Annotated in this window: 13 protein-coding genes and 1 pseudogene; 8 read left to right on the top strand and 6 right to left on the bottom strand. The window is 70.4% G+C overall.

Annotation, left to right across the window (positions count from 1 at the left end):
• Positions 1-39 precede the first annotated feature (39 nt).
• A complete protein-coding gene (locus AB0J74_RS10145; protein ID WP_363446654.1) occupies positions 40-1218 on the top strand; it encodes an MFS transporter in 1179 nt (392 codons plus the stop codon).
• 40 nt (positions 1219-1258) lie between these two features.
• On the opposite strand, the gene AB0J74_RS10140 is transcribed toward AB0J74_RS10145, so the two are convergent.
• Entirely contained in the window at positions 1259-6430 is a 5172-nt protein-coding gene (locus tag AB0J74_RS10140) for a hypothetical protein (protein ID WP_363446652.1), read from the bottom strand.
• 8 nt (positions 6431-6438) lie between these two features.
• A complete protein-coding gene (locus AB0J74_RS10135; RefSeq protein WP_363446650.1) occupies positions 6439-7302 on the bottom strand; it encodes a hypothetical protein in 864 nt (287 codons plus the stop codon).
• A 631-nt stretch (positions 7303-7933) separates the two neighbouring features.
• Between AB0J74_RS10135 and AB0J74_RS10130 the strand changes: the two genes are divergently transcribed.
• Positions 7934-8248, top strand: coding sequence for a MerR family transcriptional regulator (locus tag AB0J74_RS10130; protein ID WP_363446648.1), 315 nt, complete (start codon positions 7934-7936; stop codon positions 8246-8248).
• Between the two features lie 43 nt (positions 8249-8291).
• On the opposite strand, the gene AB0J74_RS10125 is transcribed toward AB0J74_RS10130, so the two are convergent.
• Positions 8292-8612: a TraR/DksA C4-type zinc finger protein gene (locus tag AB0J74_RS10125; RefSeq protein WP_363446646.1), complete on the bottom strand. Its 321-nt coding sequence runs from the start codon at positions 8610-8612 to the stop codon at positions 8292-8294.
• A gap of 46 nt (positions 8613-8658) precedes the next feature.
• The gene (locus tag AB0J74_RS10120; protein ID WP_363446644.1) at positions 8659-9459 is read right to left on the bottom strand and encodes an ROK family protein; all 801 of its coding nucleotides are present in this window, start codon (positions 9457-9459) and stop codon (positions 8659-8661) included.
• 549 nt (positions 9460-10008) lie between these two features.
• Here AB0J74_RS10120 and AB0J74_RS10115 point away from each other — a divergent pair.
• On the top strand, positions 10009-10608 hold the full coding sequence (locus tag AB0J74_RS10115) for a DUF488 domain-containing protein (RefSeq protein WP_363446642.1): 600 nt from the start codon (positions 10009-10011) through the stop codon (positions 10606-10608).
• A gap of 60 nt (positions 10609-10668) precedes the next feature.
• On the opposite strand, the gene AB0J74_RS10110 is transcribed toward AB0J74_RS10115, so the two are convergent.
• Positions 10669-11556: a CBS domain-containing protein gene (locus AB0J74_RS10110; RefSeq protein WP_363446640.1), complete on the bottom strand. Its 888-nt coding sequence runs from the start codon at positions 11554-11556 to the stop codon at positions 10669-10671.
• Between AB0J74_RS10110 and AB0J74_RS10105 the strand changes: the two genes are divergently transcribed.
• From AB0J74_RS10105 to AB0J74_RS10090, 4 genes are all read left to right on the top strand, one after another.
• On the top strand, positions 11532-12776 hold the full coding sequence (locus AB0J74_RS10105) for a helix-turn-helix domain-containing protein (protein ID WP_363446638.1): 1245 nt from the start codon (positions 11532-11534) through the stop codon (positions 12774-12776). The genes AB0J74_RS10110 and AB0J74_RS10105 overlap by 25 nt on opposite strands.
• Positions 12777-13091: 315 nt before the next feature.
• Complete coding sequence (locus AB0J74_RS10100; protein ID WP_363446636.1) at positions 13092-14714, top strand: hypothetical protein; 1623 nt, start codon at positions 13092-13094, stop codon at positions 14712-14714.
• An 11-nt stretch (positions 14715-14725) separates the two neighbouring features.
• Positions 14726-16033, top strand: a complete 1308-nt coding sequence (locus AB0J74_RS10095) for a hypothetical protein (protein ID WP_363446634.1) — start codon at positions 14726-14728, stop codon at positions 16031-16033.
• A gap of 63 nt (positions 16034-16096) precedes the next feature.
• Positions 16097-17017: a phosphotransferase gene (locus AB0J74_RS10090; RefSeq protein ID WP_363446632.1), complete on the top strand. Its 921-nt coding sequence runs from the start codon at positions 16097-16099 to the stop codon at positions 17015-17017.
• Positions 17018-17266: 249 nt separating this feature from the next.
• Here AB0J74_RS10090 and AB0J74_RS10085 read toward each other — a convergent pair whose 3' ends face one another.
• Positions 17267-17737: a hypothetical protein gene (locus AB0J74_RS10085; RefSeq protein WP_363446630.1), complete on the bottom strand. Its 471-nt coding sequence runs from the start codon at positions 17735-17737 to the stop codon at positions 17267-17269.
• 549 nt (positions 17738-18286) lie between these two features.
• Here AB0J74_RS10085 and AB0J74_RS10080 point away from each other — a divergent pair.
• A pseudogene (locus AB0J74_RS10080) lies at positions 18287-18487 on the top strand (beta-xylosidase); the annotation flags it as partial.

The raw sequence follows: 18487 nt of genomic DNA, 5'->3' as shown, positions 1-18487 counted from the left end.
CACCATAGCGAGTTTAGCCGGCAACATTTGGGGGTCGGGATGGAACACGGGCGAGCGATGGCCGCGCTGACCGGTCTGGCCGGCGGGACCTTCCTCTACACCACCGTCGAGGCGCTGCCGATCGGCCTGCTGCTCCCGATGGCCGCCGACCTGGCCGTAACGCCGTCGCAGGTCGGAATGCTCGTCACCACGTACGGCGCGGTCGTGATGGTCGCCTCGGTGCCTTTGACGGCCCTGGCTCGGAGAGTCCCACGACGGCTGCTGCTGTCGGCTCTCCTGGCCGGCTTCGTCGTCAGCACCGCGATCACCGCGTTCGCGGACACGTTCGCTCTGGTGCTGGCGGCACGGATGGCGACAGCGGCGACCCATGCGTTGTTCTGGGCGGTCGTGGTGCCGGCGGCCGCGGAGTTGTTCCGGCCAGGGCTCCGCGGGCGGGTGGTCGCGGTCGTGTTCGCAGGCGGAAACCTCGCTCTGGTGCTGGGCCTGCCGGCCGGCACCTGGCTCGGCGAACGCGCGGGCTGGCGGGCGTCGTTCCTGGCGGTGGCCGGGATCGGCGCGGTCGTCCTCGTCGCGGTGGCCACGCTGCTGCCCTCGGCCCCGCCCGAGCAGGGCCACGCCGCGCGGGGCGCGACGCCCGACCTCCGTCGCTTCTGGCTTTTGGTCGCGGTGGCCGTCCTGACAACCGCCGCCGCGATCGCCGCCTACACCTTCGTCGCTGTGTTCGTCACCGAGGTCAGCGGGTTCGCCGCCGCCTCGGTCGGTGCCATCCTGCTGGCGCGCGGGATCGCCAGCGTGCTCGGGATCGTCGCCGTCGCGACCCTGGTCGACCGCGGGCCGTGGCGCGTCCTGATCGCGACGGTCGCGCTCCAGGCGGTCGCGCTGCTCGGCCTGTCCGCGCTCGGCCGCCAGCCCACTGCGGCCGTCGCGCTGATCGCCATCGCCGGACTGGCGTTCGCCGCGTTCACCGCGGCACTCGGCGGCCTCGTGCTCCAGATCGCACCCGGGCGATCCGACCTCGCCGCCGCCACCCTCTCCGCCGCCGTCAACGTCGGCATCACCGGCGGCGCTCTGGCCAGCGGCCTCGCACTGCCCCGGCACGGCGTCCACAGCACCGTCCTGATCGGTGCCCTACTGGGCCTCGCCGCTCTGACCCTCGCGATCGGCGAACGACTCATGCCATCGGCACCGACGCGAAGCCGCGTCTCCCAGAGCGCCTGACCTCAGGCCGGTCCGCTCAGCCGCGGGGGCTGCCCGGACGCTATCTTGTCGGACCGGGCAGCACCTCCGCCAGAACGACCACCTCGTGGCCGCTCCCCACGAGCAGGCTGCCGTCCGGCGCCGGAGCCAACACGTGGACGACCTCGGGTAGCTGGAACACGGTCAAGGCGGTCAGCGTGAACGGGTCGCACACCCGGACCAGACCATCGTTGCTGCCGAGCACCAGGGCTGGCCGACCCGCGTGGGTCGACCAGGTCATGGCGGTCACGCGCGCCGGGCCGGAGCGGGTCGCGATCGTGTCGCCGGTCGCGAGGTCCTGAATGTGTACGGTCGACGCGGCGTCCAGCGATGCCACGAATGGCCGGCCGTCAACGATCGCGCAGGCGACCGCGGTCACTTTCTCGCTGTGCCGGCCGAGCGTGACGGCCCCCGGCGCGCCGGCCGGATCGGCCGTCATGACAAGGCGCTGGACCGTGCCGTCGGTGCCGCCGGTAACCACCGTGAGGCCCGCGGTGGTGGGCACGCAGTCGACCGAAGTCACCACGTGCATGCCGGCCGGTGTCACCAGGGACATCTGCCAGCTACGCAGATCCCACAGCCGCAGCGTCTGGTCTGCCGGTGAGACGACCGCGACCGGCCGCCCGTCCTGGACGGCACAGGCGATCGCCATCGCGCCGCCATGGCCCGCACCGCCCCGGTCCGGCCGCAGCGCTGTACGTCGTAGGCCGCTCCCCGCGATCAGGTCCCATACTTCGAGGGACTGGTCCGTGGTAGCGACCAACGCCAAAGGGCGACCGTCGACCTCCACCGCGGCGATCGCGGTCACCGCCGCGGCCCGGGCCACCGTGGTGCTGGTGCTGTGGCCGTTCGCGAGATCCCAGAACCGCATCGTGCGGTCCGCCGCGCCGGTGATGACGACGGGGCGGCCGTCGGGTGCGGCGGCGGCGATCGCGGTGATGTCGTTGGTATGCGCATCGGTCGGCCCGGCGGCCGGATCGTTGACGTGCAGGGTGCGGTCGTCGCCGGCCGAGACGACCAGCGCCCCGTTGTCGGTGTGAGCGAAGTCGACCGCCCAGACCCCACCGCGGTGGTCGGCGAGGACCGCGGCGCATCGTCCGGACGAGAGATCCCAGAGCCGCACGGTGCCGTCGAGGCTGGCCGAGGCGACCATGGGTCGATGGTCGACGAAGGCGGTAGCCAGCGCCTGGGCCGAAGCGGTGTGCCCGACGATCTGCTGGACCTTCGCGCCGGACCCGAGGCTGTACGCCCGCAGGGCTCCGTCGGCGCATGCGGTCACCGCGACCCGCTCACCGCCGACGGAGATGCACCGTACGGCCCAGACCCGGCTGGCCGGGACCGGGATGGTGGTGACGAGGGTGCGCCGTTCCAGATCCCACACCCGCATCCGGTGGTCGTCCCCCACAGAGACCGCGATCGCCCGGCCTCCCATCGTCGAGCAGGTCACGGCCCACACCGCGCGCTCGTGCTCACCGATGATGTCGGTGCGCCCCGACTGGAGGTCGTGGCTTGTGACGGTGCCACGCGCGTCGCCCGTGACGGCGACGGTGCGACGGCCCACGACCGTGCAGGCGAGTGCCCATACCGGCCAGCGGCTCTGCTCCCGCCGTACGCAGGCGCCGGTGCGCAGGTCCCAGAACCGCAGCTCGCCGTCGCGGCCGCCGGTGACCGCGATCGTCGCGTCGCCGACCTGCGCGCAGGACACCGCCGTCACCCGGTCGGCGTGGCCGGTCAACGTGACCAGCCGATCGCCGGTGACAGCGTCCCAGGTCCGTACCGTCCGGTCGGTGCCACCGGTAACCGCGACCGGGCGGCCGTCGACGACGGTGCAGGCCACCGCCCACAGCGATCCCGCGGACGCGTTCATGTCGATCGCGCCGAGGTCCCAGACCCGTGCGGTGCGGTCGACGTTGCCGGTGACTGCGACCGGCCGGCCGTCCAGCACGGTGGCGGCGACCGCGGCGATCCGGCCGGTGTGACCGGTCAGGGTGGCGACGTGGCCCCCGTCGCGCAGATCCCACAACCGCACGGTGCGGTCGGTGCCGCCGGTGACCGCGACCGGTCGGCCGTCTATCTCGGTCGTCGCGACGGCCCAGATCCGGTGGGCGTGGCCGGCGAGCACGTGGGTCGCGGAACGCCGCGCCTGGCCGTCCACGTCGCTGGAGAGGTCCCAGACCCGCACCGTCCGGTCGAGGCTTCCGGTCACCGCCACCGGTCGACCGTCGATCGTGGCGCATGCCACCGCGGTGATCCGGTTCAGGTGCCCGCTCAGCTTGCCGATAGCCGGCAGCCTGCGGTCCAGCTCCCAGACCAGGCCAGTGCCCTCCCACCCGACGGTGACGGCGACCGCGCGGTCGTCGATCGTCGTGCAGGCGACCGAACGGATCGACCGGCTATGGCCGCGCAGGATCGCGAGGCATCGATCCTCGGGTTCGTTTGCGCCGACGGCCAGGTCCCAGATCCGGACCGTGCGGTCCGTGCTGCCGGTCACCGCGACCGGTCGCCCGTCAATCTCGGTGCAGGCGACCGACCAGACCCGGTCGAGGTGGCCCGCCAGGACTGCGACCTGCTGGCCCGAGCGCAGGTCCCACATCCGCGTCGTGCTGTCGGAGCCGGTGCTCAACGCCACCGGACGGCCGGCGACGACGGTGCACGCAACGGACGTCACGTCGCCCTGGTGGGTGGGAATGCGCAACATGGGTTCCTCGCCGCGTAGGTCCCAGACGGTCAGCACCGAGTACGACCCGGTCACCGCGACCGGGCGGCCATCGACGAGCGCGCAGGCCACGGCGTTGATGGGCGCGGTCGAGCGGGTGAGGGTGCCATGCAGGGCGACGGAGGTCTGGCCGCTGGTCGCCCACCGGGGAGCCAGCTCACCCACCGGACCCACCGGTTCCCGGCGGGCAGCCGGTCGCAGCCGGACCGTGTCCAGCGCGAGTAACTGCCGACGCCTGGGTACGTCCGCGGCGCGGTGCAGGTGGGCCGACGTCAAGTAGGTACGGGCCGCGAGGCGGGCCTCCCGGCCGGTCGCCGTCCGCAGCGCCGGGATCAGCGTGTCGGGCGCGGCATGTGTGAGGAACTCGGCATCGACGGCCAAGCCGTCGATCATGCCGGCCGCGGCCGCGTGGGAGGCCAGGTTGCGCAGGGTGTACGGGTGGGTGTGTGCCCAATCGACCTGCCAGTCCGGTGTCCGGGGCGCGTGCGCCGTCAGCACCTCGACGAACGTGCGGTTGACGGCGGCCGCGTCGTGCGACGTCCGAAGATGACCGGCCATCGCCACGTGGAACAGCCGATAGACAGACCGTCCGCGCACCTGCGTCTCCACGACGTAGGAGCCCGCGGCACGGCGTAGCCACAGCAGGTCCTCGTCGGTGTATCGGCGATTGCTGAGCCGGGACGCGAGCGCCGACCAGACGTCCTCCCACGGCAGTCCCTGCCCTTGCGCGAACGCCAATGGCAGCAGCAGATCCCGGGCCCGCCCGGCATCGACGCCGAGGCGTGCGAGGTCCTGGGCCATCGCGTCGCCCGGCAGCCGTGGCAGGCCGGCCAGCCAGACCGGGTCGTCCGGGTCGGGAAGCCCGCCGGCGGTGGCGAGGATCCGACCGGTGATCCCGGCGACCAGGAACGAATTGCCGGCGGCGGCCACGACCCGCTCGGCGATGGCACCGACGAGATCTGGCCCGGCCGCCCCGAAGGGACTGTCCGTCGTGGAGCGCATCAGGACCCGGACGGTGTAGTCGCGCAGCGCCGCCGGATCGGCATGCTCGGAGTCCAGGTGGATCGTCGCGGCACCGGAGATCAGGCCAGCGAGGTGTGGTCGGGTTCCCAGGAGGAGCCGGATCCGACCGTTGCCTTTCCGCAACAGCGGCAGCAGCAGGCGGGTGATCAGGCCGTGCGGGTCGATTGCCTCGTCCAGCGCATCGACCAGCACGACGCACGGGCGGATCCGGGCCGCGAGCGACTCGACGAGCGCACCCGGGGTGTCGGCATCCACCTCGACCGCCGCCGCCACGGCGGCGAGCACCTCGTCGTTCGTGAGTCCGCCGGCGTAGACGGCGACGTCGATGGCGCCAACCTGCGGAATGGCTGCCGCCGGCAACCGCAAGCTGTCGGTGGGTACGGTCCGCCGCCGTTCGCTGTGTGAGAGCGTCGTGACCAGCCCGAGGATCGCCGTCTTGCCGGAACCGGGGTCCCCGGTGACGACGATCGCCGGCGGCCCGGTGGCGGTGGTGAGCCAAGCTGTTATCTCCGTGAGTGCGGAGTGCCGTCCGGTGAACCACCAGCCGTCACCCATGCCCAGGTCCGCCCGTGCCCGGGTGAGGAACTGCTCCTGATAGTCGAGCTCACGGCGTTCGGCGTGGTCCTGCCACTCGGTGACCTGCGCGACGTAGCGGTCGACTTCGGCCGGTGCCCGAGTGCTGTTGTGGTTGGCGTTGGGGAAGAACCCGGGCACTGTGCCGGAGAGCCCCACGCTGTTCCAGCTCACCCGCTGGCCCGGCGGCCGCGCCGGGTCGACGTTCATGCGCTGGACTAGGGCACCGATGTCCAACGTCTCCGGTGCGGCACCGGCCGTCGCGAACGTGGTGACGGCCCCTCTCAGCAGTGTGGGGAACAGGTTGGGGTAGGCGGCCTCGTTCGGGCGTGCCGAGGCCAGCACGACGAAGCCGGCGCCTGGGATCGACCCCCAGCGTTGCGCGAACCGGCCGACCGCGGCTGCGGTGAGGTCCTGGCCGCCCTGCCCGGAGTAGCAGGTGTCCAGCATGATCAGCACCCGCCGCACACGGGTGCCGAGCAGCATCGCCCGTGCGAGGTCGACGGTCGGCAGCGCCGTCACCGGATTGTCCGGGTCAGTGTCCGAGAGCAGCAACACGTGTTCGAACCCGGCGTCGTCGAGCACCTCACCGTGGGTGGACAGGTAGACCGCCACCAGGTCGTCGGGCTTGCGCTCGGAGGACCTGCAGAATGCGTTGAGCAGACCCAGCAACTGATCGCGGGTCGGGTCCAGACCGAGGTCGGGCACGTTTTGGTAGCCGAGGCGGGTGGTGAACAGGTCGACCACCTGGTCCCGGGCGCCGACCAGCTCTGGCCGGTCGAGCCGCGGTGCCTTCGGGAACCGGGTCACCGCCGAGGCGATCAGGTAGCGGCGGGCGCCACCACCGGTCGGGGCCGGGGCACCGCGGGTGTCCTGATCCATGGCGCCTCCTAGGTGTCCTGCAGGCCCGCGGCCACGGCGGCACCGGCCTGGGGTGCGCTCAGGTAGGAACTGACCGCGTGCGCGTGCGTCCCGTTGTCGACCAGGTGGCCGCGAACCTTGGGACCGAACCCGACCCTGAGGTCCTTGACCAGCGCGACCACGTCACCCTGGTCGGCTATGTTCGTCCACACCAGACCGGCCCCGCCGGGCCACCTCCCGAGGCCTCCGACAGGCCCGGGCACGAGCCGGTCGAAGACCACGTTGGGGATGCCCAACGGCGAACCGAGCGTGACCAGGGCCCGCACCCCGTGGTCGGGTTCGGCGCAGAGGGCCTCGTAGGCGACGACCGAGCCCAGCGAGTGCGCGATCACGACTGCCGTCTCCGGGCCGATCCGGGCCCGCAGTCGCGCACCGACCTCTTGGCGCGTGTCCGCGTCCGCGAAATAGCGGGCGACCTGCTTCAGGTCGGCGACCATCATCCGGACCGAGAGCCCGGCGAAGAACGCTGAACCGGCCAGTGCCCGCAGCGCCGCCTGCACCGACCGGGGTGTCCGCGCCAGCGTCCGCGCGTCCGGAGACACGACGGCCGGATCGACCGTGGCCGCCTCTGCCCACCAGAGCATCAGCAGGTCGGCCTCCGCGGCGGTGACGTCGGCCGCCGTGTACGGCGGCGAGCCGTCGCTTCCGAGGGGACGGCCCGGAGGACGGAAGAGGTCGCCGTAGAACGCGGCCGCGACATCCTCCGCGGACAGGAGCGTCGGCGCCCCGGCGAGGGTCAGACCGTCGCGTAGTGGCGGGAGCCACCCGGCGAGCATCGATTCCGGGCCGGTGAACTGCTGGCCGATCCCATGGACCAACACGACACGGGCCACCGGCGTCCACCTCCACGGCGTTCATGTCTCGCGGACACTCATTGTGACGTGCTCCGCACTGCCGGACCAACGGGGTGGCCCGGCACCAGGCTCGCCGCCACGCCGAGGAAATCTATGCCCAAAGCGCTAGACATCCTGGGTTGGCTTCGCTAGCGTTATCGGCGTTGACAACAGAGATCTTCAAAGACGCAGACGATCAGCCGAGCGTTAAGCAGGGCCCGGATGTTTCGTGGCCCCCTCGGCGCGGCAGTGAAAGACGAGTCGCCGCCGCAGCAAGTGAAGGTAAGTGGAACGTCCGCCGCACGTGTGCGAGGCCATGAAGTCGCGTGGGGCTTCGACACCGGCGGAGCATGTGGGCAACAAGGATGTGGAAACAGAGGAAAGGGAGGGCCGAACACCGTTGGATCGCCTACCACCAGCACGAAACGTCAACGCTGGGGTAGACGCCGTAGTTCCCATCGAACGAGAGGTGGTCTCCGGTCACGCTGATGCGATCCTCACACCCGAAACCGTCATCGACGGTAGGTGTGGATACGAGTACCCGACGCATTCGTCGGTAGATGGTGTTTTTGACCCGTAGCCCTGGGCCCCGGCGGAACCGCGCCGGGGCCCTCGTCATGGAGGTGTGTGTATGGCCAAATCTGATGACATGTTCGGCGACGATGACTACCCCGCCTACACGATGGGCCGCGCCGCGGACATCGTTGGCACCTCGCAGGACTTTTTGCGCCGCCTCGACGAGGCGAAGCTCTTCACCCCGTTCCGCTCGGCCGGCGGGCACCGCCGCTACTCCCGCTACCAGTTGCGCCTTGCCGCCCGGGCGCGGGAAATGGTCGATCAGGGGACCGCGCTGGAAGCCGCCTGCCGGATCATCATCCTCGAGGACCAACTCGAGGAAGCCCTTCAGCAGAACGAACGGCATCAGGGGCGGACAGGCGCCGCCTGAGCTCGGCGCCGCCCGCCGTCGCCCGGGCCGATCTCCAAGCTGGCTACGTGCGCTGGAGCCGCTGGCACGGCACGCAGTACCGGGTGCTGGGTAGGATCTCGAGCCGTTCGAGGGGGATGTGCTGGCCGCAATGTTGGCAGATGCCGTATGTTCCCTCGTTCATCCGTTGCAGCGCCTCGGCCGTTTCGGCCAGCGCTCGCCGGGCCGTCGTGGTGAGCTCGTCGAGGGCGCGCGGGGTGTGGCCGGTCAGGCTGGGGTCGATGCGATAACTGTCGAGCTTGACGAGTTCGTCGGTCTGCTGCTCGAACAGTTCCTGTAGGACAAGGTGCAGGCCGTGCAGCCGGCCGGGAATGCTGCGGGTCATTGTTACTCCAATGTCGTACGTGGTCGGTTGCTGAGCCGCCGTGCGACTAGGGCGTCGCGGCGAGCCGCCGCAGCGTTGACAGTGCGGCAAGTCCGGCTCCCCGGGCGGCGGCCAGACGCGGCGAGGCGGCCGTGCGAACGGCCATGTTGAGGTGCCCGGAAAGCTCCGCGGCGAGCGGTGAGCGCACCGCGCCGCCACCGGCCAGCAGCACGGGGCGATGGCCGAGTTCGGCGAGGTGCGGTCCGCAGGCCGGATCGCGCAGGAGGTCCTGCCGCAGCCGACCGATCATGTGGACGCTGCGTTCCGGCTCGGCGGATGTGTCGCGACCACGGCGGCGGGCGGCGACCACACGACCGCCGGCGACGACGGCGACCTCGACGAGGTCCGCGCCGACGTCGGCGATGAGCAGCGGCCCGGAGTGCGCGCCGGCGCCGATCGCCGCGGCGCGCACCGTCGGGATGACCAGCAGACGTGGGGGCGTGAAGACCTCGGTGAGCAGGTCGCGGGTGAGGCGCTCGTCGTCGTCGGTGGTCAGCACCGGCAGGCACGCCACGACCAGTGGCCTGGCCGGGAGCTGCCGATGATATTGGTTGAGAACGTGTCGCAGCAGTGCGGCGAGCCGGTTCCGGTTGACGACGCGTCCACCGCGGACGAGCCTCGTGGGTGCGCCGGTCGGGTAACTCGCGGGTATGTCGATCATCGGCCGGCCCGAAGCCCAGATACGCAGGTAGGCACTCCCGAGATCGACGCCGACAGCGGCCGGCTCGGTGGGCCCGGTCGCTTTGTCGAAGGTCGGCTGGTCGGACCGCGGCCGCTCGTGCGCATGTGGTGTGGCGACTGCGGACATGGTTGTCTACCTCCATCGGGTACGCGTGAGCTGGTGGGCGCAGGGCCGGAGATCCCTGGTGGAATGCCGATGTCGACCGGCTGAGGATCACCCGGCGAAGCGGTGATCAGCCCCGCGGGCCAACGAGCGAGAGCCAGGCGACGGGCGGGCGCAGCCGCGGTGCGTTCGTCGTGTCAGCCGCCATCACCGCCTCCTCCGCATAGGGGTCGTTCCGTCCGGCGTGGTGCCGTCCAACCCCCACGTTGCCCCATCCGCCGCCGGGATTCAGGGGCTGCGGCTGGTAAGGTCCCCTGCGGCCATTTGCCGGTCGTCGGCAAAACCGGGCGTCGCTGATGCTGAGTGGACCCGCTTCTCGGACATTGCCGCGCGCAGGCAACCACCAACGCCCGATTTGGCCGCGCTCCCGTCCGCTGTCGGATCTGTTCCCTCCGATGCTGGAGGTGCGGCCCGGCCTTCGTCGGGCGCTTCGCCTGCGCGCAACCGGTCCGACAGTCGGCGACCATCGCCGCCGGGGTCGTCGCCCTCCTCACGCGCCGCGACAATGGGGATGTGGGTGAGCCGGAGCAGCCACCGCCGGAGATGACGCCCCGCCCGGACGCGAGCGACGACGCACGCCCGGCGTTGCTGACGTTCGGCCACGGACGCGCGAGTCGCGAGGACCTGGCCCGGCTGCTGCACGACGCGGGCGTACGCCGGGTGGTGGATGTTCGCCGCTATCCCGGCAGCCGCGCCCACCCGCAGGTGAACCGCGACGCCCTCGCCCAATGGCTGCCGATGACGGGCATTGAATATCGATGGGAGGAACGGCTCGGCGGTCGCCGACGGCTCATGGCCGACTCACCGGACACCTGGTGGCGCGTCCCCGCGTTCCGTGCCTACGCGGGATACATGCGAACCCCCGCGTTCCGCGACGCGGCGGACGTGCTGCTCTCCGACCTGGGCACGGCGGTGACGGCGGTGATGTGCGGTGAAAGCGTGTGGTGGCGCTGCCACCGCCGCCTCATCGCCGACTTCGTCGTCCTCGCGCGCGGTGGCCGGGTCAACCACCTGCACCACGATGGCCGGCTCACGGCCCACGTCGCCGCCACCGGAGCCCGGCTCTCCGCCGAGGGCGACCTCGTCTACGACGGCGTCACGGACGGCGGCTAGCCGTTCGGGGATCTCGCCGTGACACGGAGTGTCCCTTGCGGACGCTCGCCACCACGCGGCTCAATGCACCGAGCGCGGCGCCGGGACCGGGGCCGGGTTCAACCAGCCGCGCATCGGATCCGGCGCCGGCGCGGGCGGCGACGGGTCGGGCGCGATGTCGTCAGCATCGAAGGCCAGCTCATCGACCACTGTGGAGACGCCGGGCACCGCCTCGGTCAGTCGACGGGCAGCCAGCGCCGTCGACCGGCGCGTGACGCGGCCGGTCAGGGTCGCCTCGCCGTCGTCGACACGCACCCGGACCGTTTCCGGCTCCAGACCCAACGTTCCGCGCAACACCCGCTGCCGAACGTCGTCTTCGATGACGCTGTCCAACCGCGAGAACGGCGCCAACAGGTCGCGACGGGTCACGATGCCCAGGAGCCGATGGCGGTCGTCGACGACCAGGAGCCGACTGAGCTCGCGTCGATGCATCGTCCTGGCGGCGTCGGCCAGCGACGCGTCTGGTCGGATCGTGACCAGGGCGGCGCTCATCACGTCGATCGCGGTGCGAATCCCGGGACGCCAGCGCAGCTCGGCTGTGCTTCGGCGGCTCGGGCGCCCGCCGAAGTCGATGTTGCTGAGAACGTCTGTCCAGCTGACCACACCTGTCACGACGTCGTACCGGTCAACGATCGGCACTCCGCTTATCCGCCGCCCGCTCAGGACGGCCGCGACTTCGGTGACCGTGGCATCGTCGGGGAGCGTGACGACGTCGGTGTTCATGACGTCGCGTACCTGCCATTGCAGCATCGCTTCCTCCTTCTGTTCGCTTCCGCCATTCCATGGTCGCGGCTGGTGGTGCGTGGCGGCAGGGGCCGTGGGCGTAGAGAGCGCGGGGGTAAACTGCCGACGTTCGGCAATTTCGCCATGGCGGGAGGTTCGGCATGGCAGCAGGGTCGCGGCCGCCACGAGCGCCGGCCGGGTCGGGGGCCGGGCCGCAGGAGGCATGGCTGGTCGAGGTCGCGCGCGGCGCCAGCACCGACGCCGGTGGGGTTCCGGTGGAGCTGCTGGGCGACTACCTCTCGCTGCTCGCGGACGCGGCCGTGAGCGGGCGCCGACCGGAGCGCGGCGAACTGGAGGCGGTGAGCCGGCTGGGCCGCGAGGCGGCTGAGCAAGGCATCTCGGCCGGCCGGGTGGTCCAGCTATACCTGTCCGCGGCACGCCGGCTCTGGCAGGAGATCCCGATGATGGTCCGGTCCCGGGACCGGGAGGCCGTACGCGCGGCCGCCGCGGCCGTACTCCACGTCGTGGACGAGGCGGTGGCCACGCTGGCGGAGGGCTACAACCTGGCCCGGCGGGACCTGGTCCGGCGTGAGGAGACGCTGCGCCGTGAGGTGATCGACGATCTGCTCCGCGGCGACTCGGACCTGGGCGGGTTGGTGGAACGGGCCGAGCCGTTCGGCCTCGACCTGACCCGGGTGCACCAGGTGGCCCTGGCCGCCCCCGATCGCCGGTTGCCGGATTCGGATGCGGCGATCAGCGCCCTGGAGGCGGCCATCTTCGACCGGCTCGGCGACCGCGACGTGATGGTGGCGACCAAGGACGGGCTGGTGGTGGTGCTCGCACCCGCCGACTCGGCGATCGTCGGTCGGCCCGCGGCACCGGTCGACCGGCGCAGCGACCTGGGTTGGTTGATGCATGACCAGCTCGATCGGCTGCGGCACGGTCGTCCGTGGCGGGTGGCCGTCGGTCGGGCCCATCCGGGGGTGTACGGCATCGCGCGCTCCTACGAGGAGGCCCGCGAGGCGCTCAGCATGGCCGGCCGGTTGCGGGTCGACAGTCCCGTGGTCAACGCGCACGACCTGCTCGTCTACCGAGTTCTGTTGCGCGACCAGCCGGCGATCGTCGACCTCGTCCAAGCGGTGCTGACGCCGCTCACACAGGCCCGCGGCGGCGCGCAACCGCTGCTGGACACGCTGACGGCCTATTTCGAGACCGGCGGCGTCGCCACCGAGTCCGCGCGCCGCCTGCACGTGTCGGTCCGCACCGTCACCTACCGCCTCGACCGGATCGCCGCGCTCACCGGTTACGACCCGGCCGAGCCCGCCAACCGGTTCATGCTTCAGGCGGCGGTGCTCGGCGCCACCGCCCTCAATTGGCCCGGAGAACCGCTGCCCTCCGCGCTCTGACGGCGGCAATGCCGTGTCGAAGCCACACAGGGGCCAACAGCCTGCGACACGGATGGACTCGGACGTCGTTTGATACAAGCCATTCCCTTGGGAATCGCAATTTCGTTCTTTCGAGTGAAGAATTGCGCTCGCGAGTCGTTGATCCGACTTGAATGCCGACTGTCCGTCGTCTTGACGACGCCTTCGCGACACGGCAACCATCTAGCGAAATGCTCTTTCAATTCTTCGAACCTTGAAAAGGGGTGTACGCAAATGGGCTTGGCGGGAAACCGAAATGCGAGACGGTTTGTCCTTCGGCGAATACGGGCGGCGCTCGTGGCCGTCGCCGTAGCCGCGACGTGCCTGGTGGCCTGGGCGGCGCCCGCGCAGGCGCTGCCGTTGAGCGTGACCGTAACGATTGTCAGGGTGGCGGAATGCTGTCCTGGTGGCCCCATTGACCTGACGTCGGACGCCGACTTCTATGGCCGGACGACGATCGCGGGGGCCTCGACCGATTTCGGGGAGATCGAGGATAAATCGATTATCACGCCGGACGACTGGAAGGCGACCGAAACGGTTGACCACAGCAATGCCACAACCGATGTGAAGATCGAGATATTCGACGAGGACGACGGCCTGAATTTCCGCGACAACCAGATCGATCTCACCAACAACGATGCCGACCGGGCCGTGAATTTCTCGATCGACCTGCATCCGGAAAACTCCCGCTGCTACTTCTCCGGTGACGTCAGCGGACCGTGCGGGGTCGAGGTCACGACGCAGGGCAACGCGGACGACGGCGACGTCGGCGACATGATCTTCATGGTCGAGGTCAACGAGCCGCCGCAGGCGCCCGGACGGCATGTCAGGTGCCTGCACTCTCCGCTGTGGCCGCAGCCCGGCGAGTCGGTCACCATCACCGCCGAGGCGTTCGGCGACCAACCCGACGGCGCCGGTCTACCGCCGCTGATCTCCGACCAGTTGGACATCTTCTTCTCGACCGACGGCGGCGCGACTCGACAGAAGATCGGCGGTTCGGGCCGGCAGACGACGCTGAGCGCCAGCCAGACGGCCGGGGCGGCCGGCTCGACCTTCTCCTACAGTTGCCTGGCGATCGACCGTCTCGACTCGGTCGATTCCGGCTGGCACACGGTGCAGGTCGGGGATCCGCCGCAGGGACGCGCCGTGCCGGTGCTGCTGTCGGCCTCCCGCGAGAAGGCGCTGGACGTCGTGCTGTTCCCGGCGACCACCAACGTTCGGAGTCAACCGAACAACCCCTCGAACACCAGTCTGCTGACCTACCCGGTCTACAGCGGGCCGAAAGACCCCGGATTCCTGGGCCACGCCTACACGGCTGTCGTCGAGTTGATGCGAGAGCAACTCGTCCTGGAAAACCAGCGTGACATCAACGTCTGGATAGCCCTCGACGGCGCCGCCACGGGCGGTTTCCGGGATCTGCAGGGCGGCGACGGCATCGACGACACCTGCCAGCACCAGATGCCGGCCAACCTCGGCACCGACTACGGGTTCGGCCAGGTCCGCGCGATCCTGCATCCCGCGACCCCCGCACCGGGCAACAGGAACACCTTGCGGGAATGCGCCTTCAACCGGGTGCAGAGCGCCGAGGCCGGCGAGACCGGGGTGTTCATTCACGAGACCGGCCACTCCGCTTTCGGGCTGGCCGACGAATACTGCTGCAACGGTGGCTACTTCCAGACCACCGACGTTCCCAACGTCTACCTGAGCCAGTCGGCGTGCGTCGCTGACGTCGGCAACCTCGGCGGAGTCGCTGCCGACTGCCGTGGCATGGACTCGGTCTACGACACCGACACCAACCCGGACTTCTGGGTCTCCGACCCGGCGTCCAACGACCTGATGAACGACAACACCTTCGCCCGGCGAGCCGATCGGCGCCGCATCACGTTCGTATTCGGTCAATGCGACCAGGCAAGTTGCTGAGGGGTCCTTCGATGCCGAACCGCACTCCCTCCCGCCGGCTGCGGCGGGCCCGCGTACCCATGCTGATAATCGGCGCCGTCGCCCTGACGATCGGCGCGCTCCACACGACCGCACAGGCGGTCCCCAACGCCGCCAGCCCGCTGAGCGATCCGGTTCCACGGCCCGAATATGTCGACGACGCCCGTAGCTTCGTCGCCGAGATCGATTTCCAGTCCGCCCAGGCCGGCACCTCGGCCGGCGTCGTGGTGGCGCACGTGGCCACGCCGGGTACCGCGTTCCTGAAGCCGGACCTGACGGTGTCCAGCATCGCCGACGGTGCGGTGCTGCGGTCGACCACGATGCCGAACCCGGCTCTCGCGTTCGCGGAGGGTGCGGGCTTCGTCAGCCAACCGGGCCGCGGCCAGGTGCTCGTGCCCTACGACAGTCGGGTCGAGCAGATCCGGTTGGCCGGCCCGGCCGGTGCCACGGTGGCCACGGTCGACACCACGCGAGCCGTCCACGACTACTGCGTCGCGAACCCGAACGACCCGGACTGCCTCGAGAGCGACCTGTCGGTCGACGCCATCGCCGCACCCGGGCCGCTGTTCGGCGTGCTCGGCAGGCCGGTGACCATCACCGTGGCCAGCACGGTCGCCAATGCCGGGCCCGACGGTCCGACCGAGGCCAAGGTCGAACGCACGGTCGTGGCCGGTCCCGGCATCACCGTCACCCCCGACGCCGCGGCCACCACGCCCGCCACACTCGCGGTCGGCACGCCGCAGCGGCTGGAGAAGACGTACACCGTGACCTGTGTCCAGCCTGGACCTCGCACGCTCGACTTCACCACGGCCGTGACTCCGCGTCGGGCCTCCGTCGTCGACGCCAGGGCCGACAACAACCAGCGGACCGTGCGGCTCACGCTCGACTGCGCGGTTCCGGTGACCATCAACATCCACCCCGGCAGCGCACAGAACCCGGTCAACCTGCACGCCGCCAACGTGCCGACCGCGGTGCTCAGCACCCGGGCCGGCGAATACGGCAACCCTCTCGCGTTCGACGCGACCACCATCGTCGTCGGCGCGACACGCTTCGGCTCGCCGGACATCCTGCTCCGCGGCCTCGGCGTGGCGGAGATCCACAACAAGATTCACCAGGAGGATTCGGTCGAGCGTGACGAGAGAACGCGCGACGGCGACCTGGACGCGGTTCTCCACTTCGGACCGCCTCAGGACGCATTGACGCCGACGGACACGACCGGCTGTGTCTTCGGCAAGTTCACCAGCGGCCCGTCGGTGCAGACGAGCTTCTACGGTTGCGACACGGTCGACATCGTCGGCTAGGTTCGTGCGGTCGGCTGTCAGGGTGCACCTGACAGCCGACCGTCCTATGGCACAGTCTCGGGTGTGCGGTTGGACGAGTTGCCGAACTGGCTGCCGGCTTGGTGTCTTGACCATCTGGGCGGCGAACCCGCCGGCGTGCTGTTCCAGGCGCGACAGGTCTCGACGGTGTTCGGCCTGCGGTTGACCGATGGGAGGGACGTCGTGGTCAAGGCGCGCGCCGACGACGGCCGGGCCTCCTCGTGCGTCGCGGCGCAGGACCGGCTGGCCGAGCGCGGGTTTCCGTGTGCCCGGCCGCTCACGCCGGTGGTCGGTGTTGGTGCACTGGCCGTCCACGCCGAGGAACCCCGGCCCGGAGGCGAGGTGCTGCACGGGGACTCGCCGGACATAGCCGTGCGCTGCGCGGAGGTGTTCGCCCGGCTGATGGCCGAACTCTCCGGCGTGAGCGTCGCGCCGCCCCTGCCGAATCCACCCTGGGTGCGCTGGGACCACGCCGATTCGGGTGTGTGGCCGGCGATCGACTCTCTCGACTGCCGGGACCAGAGTGTCGTGTCGGAGCACATCGTCGAGGCGGCGGCGCGCGCTCGAAGGCGGCTGCTGGCGGCCGCCCTGCCGTGCGTGCTCGGCCACGCCGACTTCGAGGCGCAGAACCTGCGGTGGCAGGGTCGGCAGGTGTGGGCGGTGCACGACTGGGACAGCCTGGCGTGGCAGCCGGAGGCGGCGCTGGTGGGAGCGGCAAGCGGGTCGTTCGCCAGTGCCGGGCCGCCCACGCTGGCGCCGATCGCAAGCTCCGAGGCGTTCCTGGCGGCGTATCAGGACGTTCGAGGGCGCTCGTTCACGGCCGTGGAGCTGGAGGTCGCGTGGGCGGCCAGCTTGTGGATGGCCGCGTACAACGCCCGGGAGATGGCCCTGTGCGGTGGCACCCCGGCGGGCGGTGATGCGCTGCGGGCGCAGGCAACCGAACGCCTCCGCCGGGCCAATGCGTAACGTCAGCCGCTTCGCTGGTCACGAGTGGAGACAGGGCCTCTGCCGTGCCGGCGGAGGCCCTGTTCGTCACGATCAGGAAGCCAGGCTCCAGATGTTGCTTGCCGAGACCGACCGCGGGCCGAGCTGGCCCGAGCTGTTCAGCCCCCATGCCAGCACGGTGTTGCCGGCGATCGCCAGGCTGAGGGCGCGGTCTGGGCTCCCGGAGTCACCGGCACTGATCGCCGTGCCGCGGGCCGGCGCCGATGCTCGTCACAAGACGGGGTAGCGCGACGGCGACCGGGACGGGATGCGGGTCGACGTCGGTCCCGCCCAGCCCGAGCTGCCCTGGTCGTTGCTGCCCCATGCCATGACACCACCGTTGGCCAACAGCGCGAGCGCGAAGTTGGAGCCCGCGGCGATCGCGGACACCCGGCCAGGCAGGCCGACGACCGGGACGGGAAGCGACCGGTTCGTCGTCGTGCCGTCCCCGAGCTGGCCGTCGACGTTTCGGCCCCACGCCCGCACCGTGCCATCGCCGAGCAGGGCAAGGCTGAAGAGCGAGCCGGCGGCGACGGCTTTCACGTCACCCATACCGGCCACACTGCGGGCGACCATCCGATCGGCCGTGGTGCCGTCACCGAGCTCGCCGTAGGAGTTGTCTCCCCATGCCTTGACGTTTCCGGTCGACAGCAGCGCCAGGCCATGGCGCGGCCCCGCGGCGATCGAAATCGCGGTTCGCATTCTTCCCTGTGATGCGAAAGGGCTGCGTCGGCGAAATGATCGCCGAACCGCAGCACGATGTCGCCGCCCGGGTAACGGTTGTCGTGTCGCCGATGAAGGAGCCACCTGGCACAGGGCGGCGGAACAGGTGAGTACCCGCCCGTCACGGCGGACCTCCCAGATCCCTTGGCCCTCCGGCTGCGGCCGCGGCGAGCCTCGACAGGCTCGACCAGAGCGTCGGCCCGATCCGTCCACGCCGGGACCATCAGGCAACCGCCTTCATAACAGAAAACGGGGCGACCTTTTACGCATCCACTATTCAGATGCGTGTCGAGAACGTGTTATCGATGGCGCACTTCGAAAGTCCCATGCTTCATGAGACGACTTTCGCGCGCCTATCGATCGCTTCCTCTTGAACGCCTCGAAACAATCTGGCAACCTCACCATCATCGATGCGTAGCTGTGGCATCCATCCCGGAGCTAATGGAAGAAGTCCAAGCGGGGAGAGAAATGTTAGCGCTAACACGGCGACGTGACCGTGCTGAGGATAACGGACCAGGAGTGTCGAAAATGGACATCGCACGACGGGCTCGCCCATGGCGCCGCGGCGTGATCGCCGTCCTGGCGGCCGCCGCGTTGGCCGGTGGAGCCATGATCACTACCGGCCAGCCGGCGTACGCCGCCGATGAGTCCATCAGCGTCAACTTCTCGGCGGTGTCCGGCACCCCGACCTACCGGGCGTCCGGCTGGATCTACGGGATGACCGAGAAC

The organism is Asanoa sp. NPDC049573 (genome assembly GCF_040676615.1).
Taxonomy (GTDB): domain Bacteria; phylum Actinomycetota; class Actinomycetes; order Mycobacteriales; family Micromonosporaceae; genus Asanoa.
Note: the sequence above shows the minus strand (reverse complement) of the source record. Positions and strands in the feature narration are given on the sequence as shown.